Here is a 15,738-nt window from a genome sequence, read left to right as displayed (position 1 = left end):
GGAGCCCTTTTCGTGCCCCTCGCAGCAGCGAGCGGACTGCAGGTTTCGCCGATCGGCTTGAGGCTGTCCAGTGCCGCGCAAGCGGATGCGCTGTGGCTGACCAATACGGGCAGCGAACCGGTACACGCCCAGGTGCGTGTTTTCCGCTGGTCGCAGGTGGAAGGGAAGGACGTGCTCGAACCCTCGCGCGACCTGGTGGTAAGCCCGCCCATGGTCACCATCGCTCCGGGCGACCGACAGATGGTTCGCGTCATCCGGCAGGTGCCTGCGCCCCCGGCAACCGAGGCGTCATACCGCGTCATCGTCGACGAGCTGCCGATCGATGCGGGCGGTCATCCGGGGCTGAAGTTCGTCCTGCGCTATTCAGTACCTGTCTTCCTGACTCCCGCGGGCGACCCTCCCGTGCGAACGGCGCTGCAGGCAAGTTGGGACAACTCACCCGACGGCCCGATGTTACGCGTGAGCAATGCGGGCAATGGCCATGCGCAGATCGCGGACGTTGTCTGGCACGGTGCCAAGGGGCAGCACGCGGTTCTGCTCGCCGGGCTGGTGGGCTACGCGCTGCCCGGCAGCACCATGAGCTGGCATCTGCCGCAAGGCGCCTCGCATGCGGGTGGCGCGGTGAAGGCGAGGATCAATGGTGAAACGTCCGAGTCGACGCTGGTCGTGGACACGGACGGCCGCTAGCCTCCTCGTGCTGGACGCCGCCGCCATGCACACCTTCGCCAAGGACGCCGCCCCCGTTCCGCCACCGGCGACCGTGCAGCCGCGCGAACGTCTTGTCGGCGAGGACCTCTACCTTGAAGTCGTGATCAACGGCAGCGCGACCGAGCGCCTCGTCCATTTTACCCGTCGCGGCGACGCGCTCTGCGCGACGGCCGCCGACCTGCGCGGCCTTGGCTTCGTGCTGCCGCCGGGCGACGATGAGCGGTGCCTTCCCGACATGCCCGGACTTCACTACACCTATGACGTTGGCCAGCAGCGCGTCACCGTGGATGCCCCGCTCGACCAGCTCAACCTGCCACGGCAGGTCCTCAACAAGGCCGAGCGCAGCGCCACACCACCCACAAGCGGCACCGGCGTCCTGCTCAACTACGACATCTACGCGGCCGAAGGCGGCGGGCTTGGCAATGTCAGCGCGTTGACCGAACTACGTGCTTTCAGCGACGGCCTCGGCGTCCTGAGCTCGACAGAACTCACGCGCCGTTATCAGGCGCCCGGACAGGGCTGGCAAGGTGATACGGTGCGTCTGGACACACAGTGGCGCCTGGCCTTCCCTGCGCAGTCGCTGGCCCTGACGATCGGCGACACGTTCACCGGCTATCTTTCGTGGACGCGCGCGACGCGCATCGGCGGCATCGGCTTCGGCACCGATTTCGCGTTGCAGCCCTATCGCATCACCACACCGCTTCCGCAATTTTTTGGCCAGGCTACCGCTCCCTCCGCCGTCGAACTGTATGTCGACGGGATACGCCAGTACAACGGACGGATACCGGCCGGGCCCTTCCAGCTTACCGCCGTGCCGGGTGTGGACCAGTCCGGACAGGCCCAGGTCGTCCTTACCGATGCACTGGGTCGTAGTAGCACCGTCACCTTCCCCTTCTATTCCGCACGTCAGTTGCTACGCGCCGGTCTCGACGACTGGTCCGTGGAACTGGGTACGGTGCGCGAGGCGTACGGCATCGAATCGTTCGAGTACGGCAACGCGCCGATCGGAAGCGCCACGTGGCGGCACGGCGTGAGCGACAACCTGACCTTGGAGACTCACGCCGAGGCGGGCGACGGACGCGGTACGGCCGGCGTGGGCGCCGTATGGAATCCCGCAGGGGCCAGCGTACTCAATGCGTCGCTTGCGGCTGCCCGGGGTGGCGGTTCACAGTACGGGTTCGGCTACGCGTGGACCGGCCGTTACGTGAATGCGTCGCTGGACACCTTGCGCGGCGACGCGAGCTACCGTGACGTCGCATCCAACTATGGGTCGCCGCCACCCCGTGCCAGCGATCGCGCGTTGATCGGCTTCAACGTGCGTGAATCCAGTTTCGGGGCGAACTTCGTCCGGCTGCGCTATGCGGGGCAGTCCTCCTCGCGGTATGCGGGGTTGTACGTGCTGCGAAATCTTGGGCGCGGCGTAACGGTCAACCTCAGCTACAACCAGAACCTCGACCAATCCAGTGACCGAAGCATCTTCCTCGGTGTCACCGTGTCGCTCGATCCGCGCACGACGTGGAGTGTCGCGGTCCAGCGCGATCGTGACCAGACCTTTGCCACCGTGGACGCGAGCCGGCCGATCGACGGCGATGGTGGTTTCGGCTGGCACGTGCAGGGACGCAGCGGGAGTGATGGAGGGGGTCTTGGCGAACTGGGCTGGCTCGGAAATCGCGGGCAGCTGACCGTGGGCGCAAGCAACGTCGGGCCCTCGTCGTATGCGTATGCGGACGCGAACGGCGCCGTCGTGCTGATGGGTGGCCACGCCTTTGCCGCGCGTCGCATCGACGACGCCTTCGCCCTGGTCAGCACCGAAGGGTCGGCGGATATCCCGGTGCTGCTGGAGAACCGGCGCACGGGAGTCACCGACAGCAACGGACTACTCCTGGTGTCGCGGCTCAACGCCTATCAGGACAACCGTCTCGCCATCGATCCGCTCGATCTGCCCGCCGACGATCGCGTGCAGCGCGTGGAGAGCATCGTCGCGCCTTCCGACCGCTCGGGCGTGGTCGTACGCTTTCCGGTGAAGCGCGTGCAAGCGGCTTCCGCGATCCTGGTCGACGAGAAAGGCGCACCGTTGCCCGTGGGCTCGCTGGTCGACACCGGTAACGGTCCGCCCGCCTATGTCGGTTACGACGGCATGGTCTACCTCGACAATCTCCATGGGAGCACGGCGCTGCAGGTCAGTCTCCCCGACGGCCGTCACTGCGGCACGTCGCTCACCTACCCTGCCAGCGCGCGCAATCTTCCGCAGATCGGTCCCCTGGTCTGCCGGACGACGGAACCATGAAATGGCTGGCACTCTTGTTCATGACCCTGGCCGCGCTGTGCGGAGCGCCACGCGCGCAAGCAACAACGACGTGCACGGTGACCAGCATCACCAACGTGGCCTTCGGCACCGTCGACCCGACGGGAACCTTTGTCGATACCACGGCGACGCTCAACTACAGCTGCACGTACAACGGGCTGCTGGGTGCGCTCTTCGGAACGTATGTCACCGCCTGCGCGAGTCTTGGCGCGGACGATCTCGGCAGTCTCTCGCCGCGCACGATGATCGACCCAAGTGGCGATCGCATGCAGTACCAGCTCTACAAGGACTCGACGCACACGACAGCCTGGGGCACGATTGCCAATGCCACGTATACCGCGCGAACCTTCAACATGACCATTGGCATTCTCTCCAACGGCGCGGCGGTATCCGGCAACCTGACCATTTATGGCCGCGTACCGGCCCTGCAATCCAACCTCTCGCCCGGCAGCTACGCCGCGACCCTGGCAAGTTCACTCACGAGTAACGCGCTGACCTACAGCTACAACGAGGCCTTGCTGAGCATTGGCGTAGCGCCGGCGACCTGCCAGTCCGGTGGCACAGGGGGCCCGATCACGGTGGCCGCGTCCTCCGTGGGCGTCACAGCCTCCGTGGCCGCGAAGTGCACGGTGGGCACGGCGACCGACCTGGACTTTGGCAGCGTGCCCGGGTTACTGAAGACAGCCACCGATAAGACGTCCCTTGTGCGCATGACCTGCACCAACCGCGCGGCGTATCAGGTCGGGCTGGATGACGGACAGAACGCATCGGGCGGCACACGACGAATGTCGTCCGGTACCGGGTTTGTCTCCTACGACCTCTATCGTGACTCTCAGCGCACGCTTCACTGGGGAAGCACGCTGAACACCGACACGGCAACAGGCACCGGCTCCGGTAGCGAACAGACGATGACGGTCTACGGCCGCGTTCCGGCGCAGGCCGCCGTCAAGGCGGCCACCTATAGCGATATCATCATGGTGACCGTCACCTACTGACCGGTCACCTCCCCTAGCCCCTCCTCAGAACTGGTAGATCACGCCGGCGCGGGCGCCCGTGCCGGACTCGCCGCCGCGGCCGAGGCGCGTACGCGCCGTGACATCGATGTACGCCGTGAGGTCGTGGCGAAACTGCAGCGCGGCGCCCGCAGCGAGCTCCGCGGCCCTGCCCGCCTTGCCTGTGGCCAGGCGGACGCCGGACACGTCAATCGATTCGCCCGACCCGCGGGTCACGACGTAGCGCGTGTCCATGTATGGAGACCAGGCGGTGATCACATCGCCACGAGGCTCGAATCGCATGGATGCTCGCGCGCCACCGCGGAAGGTCAGGCGGGCGGGTGCACCCGGGCGAACAAGGAGGCCATCGCGGTCCGTGGCGCTGACGAAGCGCAGGCGCTGCCACAACAGCGAGGCCACGGGTTCGAGAGTGAAACGCTCGACCGGATCCCAGCGAAAGCCGCCACCGACCGAGGCTTCATGGGCATTCGCACGAAACCGACCGAGCACCTCGCCGTGCAGGAGCGTGTTCACGTCGATGCGATAGTGCGTGTAGCCATACGACACATTCGCATGCCAGCCGCCTCCGGTATTCAACACGTAGGTCGCCGCCACGCCGCGTGCGTCGGCCTTTGCGCGACTCACGCCATCGATGGCGCGCGGTGCGACGCGCATCGAGCCGGTGGATAGACCCAGCCCCGCACGCATGGTCGTCGCGCCCGAGGACCAGGCCAGCAGGTCGCCAGCCACCTGCAGGCCACGGTCCGATCGTGTGTAATCCACGGCGTAGCGCTGGAAAGGCAGGTCGCTTCGGTAGATCGCGTTGCCACCGAACGTGCGGACACGCCATGCGGGATCCCGCGCAGCGGCCGGTTCCAGCGGATGCCACGCGTCCATCGACGCTCGCCCATAACCGAACAGTGCATTGGCAAGTACGAGGTAGGCAGGCGCCTGAGGCACCAGCCGGGCCCGCGTCGGTGCCGCCCGTTCACGCGTCGCAACATCGTCGTTCACGCGCTTGCCGGATGCATCGGTGCGATTGCTCTGCAGGCGATAGTCCCAGTGGTCGTTGCCTTCGCCGTCGAGCAATCGCTGCCCGGCGTCGGACGAGCCCGGTGCGTAGGCGACCAGGCTGTACTGCCACGGACCTGCGGCCAGATACCCGCCCGCAAGATGGAACGAGTCAGCGTGTGCACTCCCACCGACCTGCACGACGCTGATACCGTCGCCTGCCTGCGGTTCGCGCGTGAGGGGCGAGGTGTCCGCACCCGCACCACCGGTGTTGACGATGTCCAGGCGGGTGGATCCGATGACGTCGCCAGCAACAAGCAGTCGGTCCGTGGACTGGCTGTTGGGCGGTCCACCGGCATCCAGCCGGCTCCTCAACGTTATGCCGCCCTCTCCGCCCGGGTTGACGAATGTACCGACGTGGAAGCTGCCGGGGAGCGCGTTTTCATCGAAGGCAATCTGACCACGCCCGAGCAATGTGAGGTGTTGCACCGAACTGTCACCCATTGCCTTCCAGGAGCCATCGGCGACGACGAGCTCGGTAACGCGCTCGCCACGGCCGCGCCAGGACGCGTTATCCAGCCGGATGCGCAGCGGGCCGCTTCCGGTGCTCACGATATCTCCATGCACGCTGCTGTTCTGCGCGGAGAAGGTCAGGAGCTGATCCGCGTTCTCGATGCGACCGGTGATCGTCGCGCCACCGCTCACCTTTACCGCGACGTCTCCCGGGCTCCCCTTCACGGCGCGGATCGCGTGGCCGGCACCACGTACTTCACCGCCGTCGATGCTCACAACGCCACCGGCAAGGGCGATAGCAGATGCACCGTCGCCTTGGGCAACGATGCGCGTGTCGCCTGCGGTGAATGTCGAGGTGACACCCTGGATCGATACCGCATCTACGCCGGGCTGCTCCGACAGCAGAGAGCTTTTGTTAAGCTCGACATTCGCGCCGCCACTGATGGCCATGGCTTCGGCGACATCAAATGCCGCACCCACATCGCTGTGCTTTCCCGCATGGACGATCGAGAGTTCCGAACCGACGATGCGACTGTCCGTGCCTGCGGCAATGACACCGATGGAGTTCTCGCCGTCCACGCGCAAGGTGACGTTGTTCGTTGTGACCCGGCTGCCCGATCGCGAAGAGATGCCGATGCTGTCGGCCGCACTCATACCCAGCGTGACGTTCTGGAGGGTGACCCTGGAAACGTCCTGGGCATGTACACCGATTGACCTCGCGCCACTGCCGACGATGCGGCTGTCGCCGACGAGGGCACTCGCCTCGCCAAAGGCGAGCAGCCCGTAGGCGTGGCGCGTCCGGTTGCCCGAACTGCGATTGACGATGTCCACGCCGTATGCGTCGAACGAACCGCGCTTCCTTACCTCGACAGCGCGCCCGACACCGGGCCCGGCGATCGTGATCCTGTCGCCACGGTCCAGCGAGAAGGCGCCACCGGCATCGACGAGGATGCTATGGGGATAATCGGTGCCCTGCGCCGGAACGGCCAGGGTGCCGAACAACGCCAGGGCGAGCGCGCTGCGCCCGTACGAACACACAGCCATGATGCCTTCCTCGTTTCGTCGATGAGGAACGCACGTTAGTTATCGGCTGGGGCTACGTATGTCGGGACTCGTCGCGCCGGGAGTCAGCTGTCGCCGCGACGCCACTCGCCACGCTTCGGCTTGGCGACGGGCTTCGGCCCCGCCTTGCGTTTCAGGCGTGCTTCCAGCGTGGCGGCCTGCTCTTCGCGCTCGTCGTGCAGCTTGAGGTAGTTGCGCCAGCGCTGCGGCGAAAGTTCACCGGAAGACAACGCGGCCTGGATGGCGCATCCGGGTTCGTTGCTGTGTCCGCAATCGGCGAATCGACACTGCGAGGCCAGTGTTTCGATGTCGGCGAACAGATCGAGGTTCTCTTCGCCGGTGAGTTTCAGCTCGCGCATTCCCGGCGTATCGATCAGACATCCGCCCGTTGGCAAGCTGAGCAATGCCCGGTGTGTCGTTGTATGCCTGCCGCGGCTGTCGTGCGTGCGCACCGCGGCGGTGGCCATGCGATCTTCGCCAAGCAGGGTATTGGTCAGCGTCGACTTGCCCGCGCCGGACGAACCCACCAGCACGGCGCTCGATCCTGGCCCGAGGTATCCGGCCAGGAGGGCGACCGTGCTCGGGTCTTTTGCGTTGATCGCATGCACCGCCGCCTCATCGGGCAGCCTTGCGCGCAGGGCGTTGACGGCTCCCTCGACATCCACTTCAGTGTCGGCCTTGCTCAACAACACGACCGGCCGCGCGCCAGAGCCTTCGACAAGCGTGAGGTAGCGTTCGATTCGCGACGGGTTGAAGTCACCGTCCAGGCCGGTGATCACCAGCACGTAGTCGATGTTGGTGGCGATGATCTGGCGCTCGTAACGCTCACCGGCCGCGGCGCGCGTCAGGACGGAACGCCGCGGCAGCACCTCTTCGATCACCGGATGGTTGGCATGGTCGAGGAGGACGAAGTCGCCCACCGATGGCCGCAGCGAAGGATCGAGGCCACGCTTGAGGAAGTGTCCGGCGGGCTGCGCATTGAACGCGACCGAGCCGTCGTGCACCTCGTAGCCGGCACGATGCTGTGCCACGACGCGGGCGAGGCGGCGTGGATCGTCGGGCAGGGCGGGGTCGCGCCAGCCGATATGGCGCAGGCGCGCCAGGTCCGATGAGTCGGTCATGGCCGCGATTATGCCCGCTTCCGTGCCGCTTTCCGCCTCGCGAGGCCCTTCGTACGCTGTTACGATCGGATGACGACCGCCGGGAACGCGCCCGGCGGCATGCACCGGAAGTCCTGCACGTGTCCTCGATCAAGCCCAGCGCGCACCTGGCGGAAGTGCGCTACGAAATCCGCGGCGCCCTCACCCGGCGTGCCCGCGACATGGAAGCGGCCGGCCAGCCGATCATCAAGCTCAACATCGGCAACCCGGGCCGCTACGGCTTCGCCACCCCATCGCACCTGCGCGAGGCGATCGGCGCCCACCTGACCGATAGCGAGGCTTACGGCCACGAACAGGGCCTGGAAGAGGCCCGCGAGACCATCGTCGCCCAGCAGAAAGCCCGTGGTTCGGTCGGCATCGACGTGGAGCGCGTGTTCATCGGCAACGGCGTGAGCGAGCTCATCGACATTTCCCTGCGCGCCCTGCTCCAGCCCGGTGACGAGGTGCTGCTGCCCAGCCCGGACTACCCGCTGTGGAGCGCCGCGACCATCCTCAACGACGGCAGCCCACGCTACTACCGCTGCCTGGCCGAGAACGCTCACCTGCCCGACCCGGACGAAATCGAGGCCCTGATCGGCTCGCGCACCCGCGCCCTGGTGTTGATCAATCCGAACAACCCCACGGGTGCCGTCTATCCGAAGGCCCTCCTGGAACGCATCGTCGACGTGGCCCGGCGCCACGGCCTGCTACTGCTCTGCGACGAGATCTACGACGAGATCCTGTACGACGACACCCCGTTCCAGCCGCTGGCGGCCATCGCCGGTGACCATCCTTGCGTGAGCTTTGGCGGACTGTCGAAAGTGCACCGGGCCTGCGGCTATCGCGTTGGCTGGATGAGCCTCTCGGGCGACCCGCGTCGCACCGCGGAGTATCGCGATGCCCTCCAGCTGCTCGCCGCCTTGCGCCTGTGCGCCAACGTGACCGCGCAGTGGGCCGTGCGCCCCGCCTTGCTCGACAAACCGACCATCGGCGCCCTTACCTCGCCTGGCGGGCGGCTATACCAGGCGCGGCAGACGGTGCTCGACTGTGTCGCCGCCAGCCCCTTCCTCGACGTGGTCGCCCCCGGCGGTGCGATCTACGCCTTCCCGCAGATCCGTGCGGATGCGATCGCGCATTTCGACGACACCGCCTTCGCCCTCCGCCTGCTCGAGGAAGAGAGCGTGCTCGTCGTTCCCGGCACCAGCTTCAATCTCTCGGCAAGTCGTCACCTGCGCCTGACGCTCTTGCCCGAACCGGCCCAGCTCGCCGAAGTGTTCGTCCGCATGGACCGCGTACTCACCCGGATGGCCGACGAGGCCGCTCCCGCGACCAGCGCGGTCGCCTGAGCCATGGCGGAAGCCACCTACCTCGCCCTCGGCGACTCGTACACCATCGGCGAAGGCGTGCCGGTGGAGGGACGGTGGCCTGTGCAACTGGTCGCGCGCCTGCGCGAGCGCGGGGTCACGGTCGGCGATCCGCGGATCATCGCCACCACCGGCTGGACGACCGACGAATTGTCCGCCGCGATGGACGAGGCGCGCCTGCACGGCAACTTCGGCCTGGTGACCCTGCTGATCGGGGTGAACAACCAGTATCGCGGCCGTTCCGCCAGCGAGTATCGCGAGCAGTTCCTCGCGCTGCTCGAGCGCGCTATCGCGCTGGCCGGCGATTCACGCCGGGTCATCGTGGTGTCGATTCCCGACTGGGGGATCACCGCCTTTGCCAAGGGTCGTGACCACGCGGCGATCGGCAGCGAAATCGACACCTTCAACGCCGTTGCGCATGACGAAGCGGTCCGCGCCCATGCGCGATGGGCTGACGTGACGCCGGCCTCGCGGGTAGCTGGTGCGCGGCCTGAGATGCTGGTCGATGACGGGCTGCACCCGTCCGCCGCACAGTATGCGATGTGGGTGGACGTGATCTTGCCTGAGGCACAGGCGGCGTTGAGGGAACTTCATCGCTGATCGCCGATGAATCGGCTCCCACAAAGAGCCCGCCGCCTCGCCCTGCTTTGTGTGGGAGCCGATTCATCGGCGATCCGGTGCGCCAGCACCGGCCAACCCGGCCCCGGACCGCAACACACCTGAAACACCCCCGCCACGGCCCGGTTACCTGCCAGGCCGACACTGACATCCCGGGACAACCCGGGAAACCGACGTCATGGCCAAGCTCTCGTGCCGCAGCGCTTTCATCTCCGACGTGCATCTGGGCACGCCGGACTGCAAGGCCGCCTATCTCCTCGACTTCCTCAAGCACCTGGATTGCGAGCGGCTTTACCTGGTCGGCGATATCGTCGACCTGGAGGCGCTCGCCAAACGCCACTGGTGGCATGCCGACCACAGTGCGGTCATCGCTGAGCTCATCGCGATGGCTGCGAAAGGCATCGAGGTGATCTACCTTCCGGGCAACCACGACTTTCAGATGCGCGGCCTCGCCGGCTCGACCATCGCGGGCATCCGGGTCGAGCTGGACGCGGTCCACGAAGGTGCCGACGGCCGCCGCTACCGGGTAAGCCACGGCGACGAATACGATCCCGAGCACATCGGCCGCAGTTGGATAGCCTGGCTGGGCGACAACCTGCATCGCTTCATCTGCTGGGCGAACCGTCGTGTGCATGCCGTGCGCAAGCGCCTCGAGCTACCGTACATGCCGCTGTCGATCATCCTGAAGTCGCACGTAGGCGCCGCTCTGGCATACATCCGGGACTACGAACAGCGGGTGGCTTCCGACGCCCGTGAGCGCGGCTTCGATGGGCACATCTGCGGTCACATCCATTTCGGCCACATCCGTTCGCTGGACGGCATCCTGTACATGAACGACGGTGACTGGGTAGAGCACTGCACCGCACTGGTCGAGGATGCCAGCGGCGCCATGGAGCTGATCCACTGGACCGAACGCTGCACCCACCTGGGTCGCGCCAGCCGTGAGACCGTGATGCCCTCGCCAGAAGCCGTACTGGGCTTCGCTCCACTGGCCGATTGCCGGGCCGATCTCACGGAATTGACGGCGGAAGTGTCGCTAGCGGGTTGAAACGGACTCAAGGGGGGCCCATGTGCCACGGATGCCGGTAAAATGGCCCCCTCTCTTTCCGCGGTGACCCCATGGCCCTCGACACACCCACCCGCGAGCGCATCGAAACCCTCCTCGCCGAGCACCAGGTGGTGCTCTTCATGAAGGGCACGCGCCAGCAGCCGATGTGCGGCTTCTCGGCCGCGGCGACGAACACGCTCAACGACATCATCCCGACCTACCACACGGTCAACGTGCTGGAAGATCCGGAAATCCGCGAGGGCATCAAGGAATACGGCCAGTGGCCGACCATTCCGCAGCTCTACGTGAAGGGCGAGCTGGTCGGTGGTTCGGACATCATTCGCCAGATGTACACCAGCGGTGAGCTCTACACCCTGTTCGGCGCCAGCGCGCCGGATCGCACGCCGCCGGAAATCACCATTACCGAGAAGGCTGCCGAAGCCATTCGCGGCGGCATGGCCAATGCCCAGGGCATGGCGCTGCACCTCGAGATCGGCCCGGATCACAGCGCCGGATTCCAGCTTGCCCCCGCCGGCGATTTCGACATCGTCGTGGTTGCCAGCGGCATCGAAGTCCACTTCGATCCGGGTAGCGCCGCGCGCGCCAAGGGCGTGGTCATCGACTGGGTCACCACGGTGCAGGGCGAAGGCCTCAGCCTGAAGTTTCCCGGTGCCGTCGACATCGGCACGCTCAACGTCCATCAGCTGAAGGACCGCCTCGCCGCTGGCGACATCACCCTGGTCGACGTGCGCCCGGCACACGCTCGCGCCATCGCCGCACCGCTCGCCGGTGCGCGCATCCTCGAAGAGGAAGGCTACGAAGCACTGGCCCAGCTGCCGAAGGACGCCCCCATCGCCTTCATCTGCCACCACGGCGTTTCCAGCCGCGCCGCCGCCGATCGCTTCGCCGCACACGGCTTCACGCAGCTGTTCAATGTCGAAGGCGGCATGGACGCATGGTCGCGCGAAGTAGATCCCACCGTACCGCGTTACTGATAACTGCTTTATGTAGGAGCCGCTTCAGCGGCGATAACCAGGTTGCCTCAACCCCATCACCGGCATAGCCGGCTCCCACACCATGCTCAGGTTTCCAATCAGTTCGACAAGACGGCGCCTTCGGGCGCCGTCTTCGTTTGCGAGTCCCGCCAACGCAGGAAAGGTCGCTCCACGGCGTAGTGGAGGACTGCCCCACCCGCCAGCGTCGCTGCGGCGTAAATGGCGAAGCGCAACAGCCCATGCTCCGCCAACCGCCCGACGAGCGCCGCCTGCACCAGCATGAACACGCCCTTGTGGCTGAGATAAATGCTGTACGACGCCGATGCCAGCCAGCCCGCACCGGGGACCTTCAGGCGGGCAAACCACGTGCCACCGCTACCGGCGGCGACGAAGGCCATCATCGCCAGGGCGACCAGCGGGTAGCCGACCACGCAGGGCCAGAAGTCGCTGCGCGCGCCGTCCATGAAGAAAACGATGGCAACAGCCAATAGCGTGACGCCCGAGGCCAGCAGCAGGTTCGCCCGCGCGCGGACCCACGCAAACCACGCGGGACGATAAACGCTACAGGCGGCCAGCGTGACGCCTGCAACGAGACCATCGAGCCGCGCCCAGGTCGGATAGTACAAATAGCGCAGGTACCTCAGGCCCCTGTCGTCGTCGGGACCGCCGACCGAGCCACCGTTGGGGCCTACCAGATGGGTCCACAGCCATGCGCGCAACAGCACGCCGCCTACGACGACGGACAACGCCACCGCGGTGAACTTCCACGCGGCCGGCTTGCGCGTCAGCGCGAAGGCGAGGAAGGGGAACACGAGATAGAAATGTTCCTCAACGCAGAGCGACCACACATGCGAGAACGCGTAGTTGTCGTCGTTGTCGTACTGGAGGTTGAACGTGAAGGTGAGGAACTGCCACAGCGGCTGCATGCCTTTCGACTCGGACCATGCGGGCCACAGCTCGTACAGCGCCAGCACGACGAAGAATGCCGGCAGGATACGAATAAAGCGGCGCTGGTAGAACGCAGTGAAGTCGAGCGTCCCCGTCCGGCTCAGGGCCTTGAACACTTGCGTACCGATCAGGTATCCGCTGAGCACGAAGAACAGGTCCACGCCCATCCAGCCGGACCACTGCAGCACGCCATAGCCATCCCCCAGGCCACCGATAAGATAGCTATGGAAAAGGAGCACCCATGAGATGGCGGCGGCGCGGAGGGTGTCGAGTCCGGGGAGGCGGGTCATGCGCGGTCCTTGCGTGGTTCTGCGTGAATGTGCGCGATGGGTGAGCGCCGTGGGAGGCAAGAAGATGGCGAATCGGAGGCACGCTGTTGCCGTGAGCTAGCCGTGCCCGTGGCGCAATGCTGCGAGCAACGCATCGACATAGGTGCGGCTTGCACGCAAGGTGGTGCCGTCACGCAGACGAAGCACCGCATCGCGGTTGGGACGGGGCTGGAACTCGGCCACCTGGTCCACGCGGACGATGGCCGACCGGTGCACCCGGAGAAAGCGCGACGGGTCGAGCTTGCGCGACAGCACCGTCAGGGTTTCGCGCAGCAGATGGCGCTGCCCGTTTACATGCAAGGCAGCGTAATCTCCATCGGCTTCTATCCAGGTGACTTCCGCCGCCTCGACAAAACTCAGGCGCGCACCGATGCGGATACTGAAGCGTTCAGGCCAATGGCTCGCCACCGAACGCCCGAGTTGCCGGCGAGCGCGTTCGATGGACTCGGCGAGACGTTCGTCGTCGATGGGTTTCAGCAGATAGTCGATGGCGTTCAGTTCGAAGGCGCGCAGGGCGAAGCTGTCGTGCGCGGTGAGGAGGATCGCGAGCGGACGCTCTGCCACGGGGATCGTCGCCAGCGCGTCGAGCCCACTCATGCCCGGCATCTGTACGTCGACGAAGGCCACATCGACGGCGTCGTTGCGTAGCGTCGCCAGGGCGTGACCATCGCAGCATTCGGCGACGACGGTGACGTCGGGCTCGGCGCGCAGGCGCGTAAGCACGCCGCTGCGCGCCAGCGGCTCATCATCGACCACGGCTACGCGAATCATTCTTTCCCCTTCGCCTGCGACGCTAACCGCCAGGGCAGCTCGACCGTCACGCGCCATTGCGCATCGACAGGCCCGGCGTCGAACCGGTGGGCTTCCGGATACAACGCATGCAGGCGAGCGCGAACATTGGCCAGACCCACGCCCTGGCCTTCGCTCATGACACCATCGATCCTGTCGTTCACGACCTCGACACGCAGGGTATCGGTTTCACGCTGCACGCGGATCGACACCGTACCGCCCTCCCCACGCGGCGCGATGCCATGGCGAATCGCATTCTCCACCAACGGTTGAAGCAGCAGGTGGGGCACGAGCGCGTCGAGCGTTTCCGGCCCGGTATGGATGTCGATACGCAGGCGGTCGCCGAGCCTCGCCTTCTCGATGTCCAGGTAGGCGGAGGTGAACACCACCTCGTCGCCGACGGTTACTTCATGACCGCGCGTCTCTTCCAGCGTGGTGCGAAGAAAGTCGCCAAGGCGCGCGATCATGCGACTGGCATCGCGCTTGCGATCGTCGTTGACCAGCGCGGAGATCGCATTGAGCGTGTTGAACAGAAAATGAGGCTGCAACTGGTATTTCAGCGCGCGCAACTCGGCATCGCGCGTCGCCTGCGCGGCAAGCACGAGGCGCGCGCCCTCGGCACGCAAAGCGGCGCGATGCAACACCATGGCCTGTAGCCCGCAGAACGCAATGAGGGCCAGCCAGCAGCCGTCAAGACCACCGAAGATCCAGACCCATGTGACCTTCGCACGCATCTCAGGGCTGGCCAGGTTCTCCAGCGCGATGACCGCATTGAGCACCGACATGGCGTAACTCACCGGCAGGAGCACCGCCGCCATCGTCCACCAGCTGGCGCCGCTTCGCCACAGCAGGCGTTGCAGCCAGCCCAACGGGACGATCCACGCAAGATACGACAAGGTGTAGAACAGGCGGAACACCAGCGCCTTCGGGTCGGTGAACGAGGGAAACCCCATCACCAGCATGCAACCGAAAATCGGCAGGCCCGCGACCCAGGCCATGCCCGGCGACACCGTGACGCTACGATCTTCCCGCATGAGAACCCTTCGTCAAAGTCAGCCGATGCTATCGGTCAGAAATTCGACGAGTAGAGCATGGCGGCGATCTTCCAGCCATTGTCCGTGCGGACGAGACGACATCGGCATGCGGTGAACCGGTTGCAGGAGCCGCCGGCTGGTTGTGGGAGCCGCTTCAGCGGCGAAGAGGTAAATGTAGGAGCCGCTTCAGCGGCGAAAAGCCAACGGAGGGGTGAAGCCGCGAGGCCCATCGCCGATAAATCGGCTCCTACAGAAACAAAAGAAGCCCCGCCGCGAATCCACTCGCGGCGGGGCGTCCATCTATCGCGCGTCGCGGGTTACAGGCAGGCGTTGAGGCCGTCGAAGACGGTCTTGCGGGTCATCGGGAGCTTCACCTCAAGCGGCTCCTTCGAAGACATCAGCGCCTCGTAGAACGATTCCACCGGCGTGTCCTTGGCGAGGGCAAGCTTGCACTTGAACAGCTTGGCATTGACCTGCACGGCCCCGGACTTACCGTTGATCTGCGTATAGCTACCGGCGAAGGTCCACAGGCACTGTTTCATCGTGCCCTTGGTGGAATCCACCGAGCAGCGCAGCTGCATCGGGCGGAGGTTGCCGTAGTCGCCTTCGCAGAAGGTGTCGCCGCAGATGTTGTTGAACGCGCCCGAGAGGTGCTCCGTGAGCTTTTCGAAGCGTTCCATGCCGGCTTCATTCGCCGGCCAGTGGATGGCGTCGACGTAGCGCTCGGCGGCAGGCGCCGGCGCCGGTTTTGGAGTGGTCTCGGTCTGCGCCATGGCGACGGCGGGAACGAACAGCAGGGCGGCGACAAGGGTGTTTCGAAGCATCGTGGTGTCTCCTTGGTTGGGGAGCACACATGACACCGTGTTTGCGCATGGGCGTCTGT

13 protein-coding genes are annotated in these 15,738 nt (G+C 65.8%); 7 read left to right on the top strand and 6 right to left on the bottom strand.

The features are described 5' to 3' along the window. Positions 1 to 12 precede the first annotated feature (12 nt). Genes C8J98_RS18235 through C8J98_RS18225 form a run of 3 tightly spaced genes read left to right on the top strand, consistent with a single transcriptional unit; the run spans position 13 to position 4,008 of the window. Complete coding sequence (locus tag C8J98_RS18235) at positions 13 to 687, top strand: molecular chaperone (RefSeq protein WP_199229952.1); 675 nt, start codon at positions 13 to 15, stop codon at positions 685 to 687. Next, positions 638 to 2,995, top strand: a complete 2,358-nt coding sequence (locus C8J98_RS18230; RefSeq protein ID WP_107914658.1) for a fimbria/pilus outer membrane usher protein — start codon at positions 638 to 640, stop codon at positions 2,993 to 2,995. The genes C8J98_RS18235 and C8J98_RS18230 overlap by 50 nt, the downstream gene beginning before the upstream one ends. Next, positions 2,992 to 4,008 (top strand): spore coat U domain-containing protein, encoded by a 1,017-nt coding sequence (locus C8J98_RS18225; protein ID WP_107914656.1) that lies wholly within the window; start codon positions 2,992 to 2,994, stop codon positions 4,006 to 4,008. The genes C8J98_RS18230 and C8J98_RS18225 overlap by 4 nt, the downstream gene beginning before the upstream one ends. A 24-nt stretch (positions 4,009 to 4,032) precedes the next feature. On the opposite strand, the gene C8J98_RS18220 is transcribed toward C8J98_RS18225, so the two are convergent. Both C8J98_RS18220 and rsgA read right to left on the bottom strand, forming a co-directional pair. Beyond that, the gene (locus C8J98_RS18220) at positions 4,033 to 6,573 is read right to left on the bottom strand and encodes an autotransporter outer membrane beta-barrel domain-containing protein (RefSeq protein ID WP_107914654.1); all 2,541 of its coding nucleotides are present in this window, start codon (positions 6,571 to 6,573) and stop codon (positions 4,033 to 4,035) included. 83 nt (positions 6,574 to 6,656) lie between these two features. Beyond that, the gene (rsgA, locus tag C8J98_RS18215) at positions 6,657 to 7,712 is read right to left on the bottom strand and encodes a ribosome small subunit-dependent GTPase A (RefSeq protein ID WP_107914733.1); all 1,056 of its coding nucleotides are present in this window, start codon (positions 7,710 to 7,712) and stop codon (positions 6,657 to 6,659) included. A 119-nt stretch (positions 7,713 to 7,831) separates the two neighbouring features. Between rsgA and C8J98_RS18210 the strand changes: the two genes are divergently transcribed. The 4 genes from C8J98_RS18210 to grxD all read left to right on the top strand — a co-directional run bounded on the left by C8J98_RS18210 (position 7,832) and on the right by grxD (position 11,755). After that, the gene (locus C8J98_RS18210) at positions 7,832 to 9,076 is read left to right on the top strand and encodes an aminotransferase class I/II-fold pyridoxal phosphate-dependent enzyme (RefSeq protein ID WP_107914652.1); all 1,245 of its coding nucleotides are present in this window, start codon (positions 7,832 to 7,834) and stop codon (positions 9,074 to 9,076) included. A 3-nt stretch (positions 9,077 to 9,079) separates the two neighbouring features. Continuing rightward, on the top strand, positions 9,080 to 9,694 hold the full coding sequence (locus C8J98_RS18205; RefSeq protein WP_107914650.1) for an SGNH/GDSL hydrolase family protein: 615 nt from the start codon (positions 9,080 to 9,082) through the stop codon (positions 9,692 to 9,694). Between the two features lie 196 nt (positions 9,695 to 9,890). Then, a complete protein-coding gene (locus C8J98_RS18200; protein ID WP_107914648.1) occupies positions 9,891 to 10,760 on the top strand; it encodes a UDP-2,3-diacylglucosamine diphosphatase in 870 nt (289 codons plus the stop codon). A 71-nt stretch (positions 10,761 to 10,831) separates the two neighbouring features. After that, on the top strand, positions 10,832 to 11,755 hold the full coding sequence (grxD, locus tag C8J98_RS18195) for a Grx4 family monothiol glutaredoxin (protein ID WP_107914647.1): 924 nt from the start codon (positions 10,832 to 10,834) through the stop codon (positions 11,753 to 11,755). Between the two features lie 98 nt (positions 11,756 to 11,853). On the opposite strand, the gene C8J98_RS18190 is transcribed toward grxD, so the two are convergent. The 4 genes from C8J98_RS18190 to C8J98_RS18175 all read right to left on the bottom strand — a co-directional run bounded on the left by C8J98_RS18190 (position 11,854) and on the right by C8J98_RS18175 (position 15,679). After that, positions 11,854 to 12,993 carry an acyltransferase gene (locus C8J98_RS18190; RefSeq protein WP_107914645.1) on the bottom strand — a complete coding sequence of 380 codons (1,140 nt, stop codon included), beginning with the start codon at positions 12,991 to 12,993 and terminating at the stop codon, positions 11,854 to 11,856. Positions 12,994 to 13,089: 96 nt separating this feature from the next. After that, positions 13,090 to 13,803 (bottom strand): LytTR family DNA-binding domain-containing protein, encoded by a 714-nt coding sequence (locus C8J98_RS18185; protein ID WP_107914643.1) that lies wholly within the window; start codon positions 13,801 to 13,803, stop codon positions 13,090 to 13,092. Beyond that, positions 13,800 to 14,855 carry a histidine kinase gene (locus tag C8J98_RS18180; protein ID WP_107914641.1) on the bottom strand — a complete coding sequence of 352 codons (1,056 nt, stop codon included), beginning with the start codon at positions 14,853 to 14,855 and terminating at the stop codon, positions 13,800 to 13,802. The genes C8J98_RS18185 and C8J98_RS18180 overlap by 4 nt, the downstream gene beginning before the upstream one ends. 317 nt (positions 14,856 to 15,172) lie before the next feature. Continuing rightward, positions 15,173 to 15,679, bottom strand: coding sequence for a hypothetical protein (locus tag C8J98_RS18175; RefSeq protein ID WP_107914639.1), 507 nt, complete (start codon positions 15,677 to 15,679; stop codon positions 15,173 to 15,175). Between the last annotated feature and the right edge of the window lie 59 nt (positions 15,680 to 15,738).

The sequence above is a fragment of the Luteibacter sp. OK325 genome (genome assembly GCF_003050935.1).
Classification (GTDB): domain Bacteria; phylum Pseudomonadota; class Gammaproteobacteria; order Xanthomonadales; family Rhodanobacteraceae; genus Luteibacter.
The sequence above is the reverse complement of the archived record's forward strand: the minus strand, read 5'-3'. Positions and strand labels throughout refer to the sequence as shown.

Coding starts and splice junctions, on each gene's coding strand:
- C8J98_RS18185 (WP_107914643.1), bottom strand. CDS start 13,803: ATGATTCGCGTAGCCGTGGTCGATGATGAGCCGCTGGCGCGCAGCGGC.
- C8J98_RS18230 (WP_107914658.1), top strand. CDS start 638: ATGGTGAAACGTCCGAGTCGACGCTGGTCGTGGACACGGACGGCCGCT.
- C8J98_RS18200 (WP_107914648.1), top strand. CDS start 9,891: ATGGCCAAGCTCTCGTGCCGCAGCGCTTTCATCTCCGACGTGCATCTG.
- C8J98_RS18205 (WP_107914650.1), top strand. CDS start 9,080: ATGGCGGAAGCCACCTACCTCGCCCTCGGCGACTCGTACACCATCGGC.
- rsgA (WP_107914733.1), bottom strand. CDS start 7,712: ATGACCGACTCATCGGACCTGGCGCGCCTGCGCCATATCGGCTGGCGC.
- C8J98_RS18220 (WP_107914654.1), bottom strand. CDS start 6,573: ATGGCTGTGTGTTCGTACGGGCGCAGCGCGCTCGCCCTGGCGTTGTTC.
- C8J98_RS18190 (WP_107914645.1), bottom strand. CDS start 12,993: ATGACCCGCCTCCCCGGACTCGACACCCTCCGCGCCGCCGCCATCTCA.
- grxD (WP_107914647.1), top strand. CDS start 10,832: ATGGCCCTCGACACACCCACCCGCGAGCGCATCGAAACCCTCCTCGCC.
- C8J98_RS18225 (WP_107914656.1), top strand. CDS start 2,992: ATGAAATGGCTGGCACTCTTGTTCATGACCCTGGCCGCGCTGTGCGGA.
- C8J98_RS18180 (WP_107914641.1), bottom strand. CDS start 14,855: ATGCGGGAAGATCGTAGCGTCACGGTGTCGCCGGGCATGGCCTGGGTC.
- C8J98_RS18175 (WP_107914639.1), bottom strand. CDS start 15,679: ATGCTTCGAAACACCCTTGTCGCCGCCCTGCTGTTCGTTCCCGCCGTC.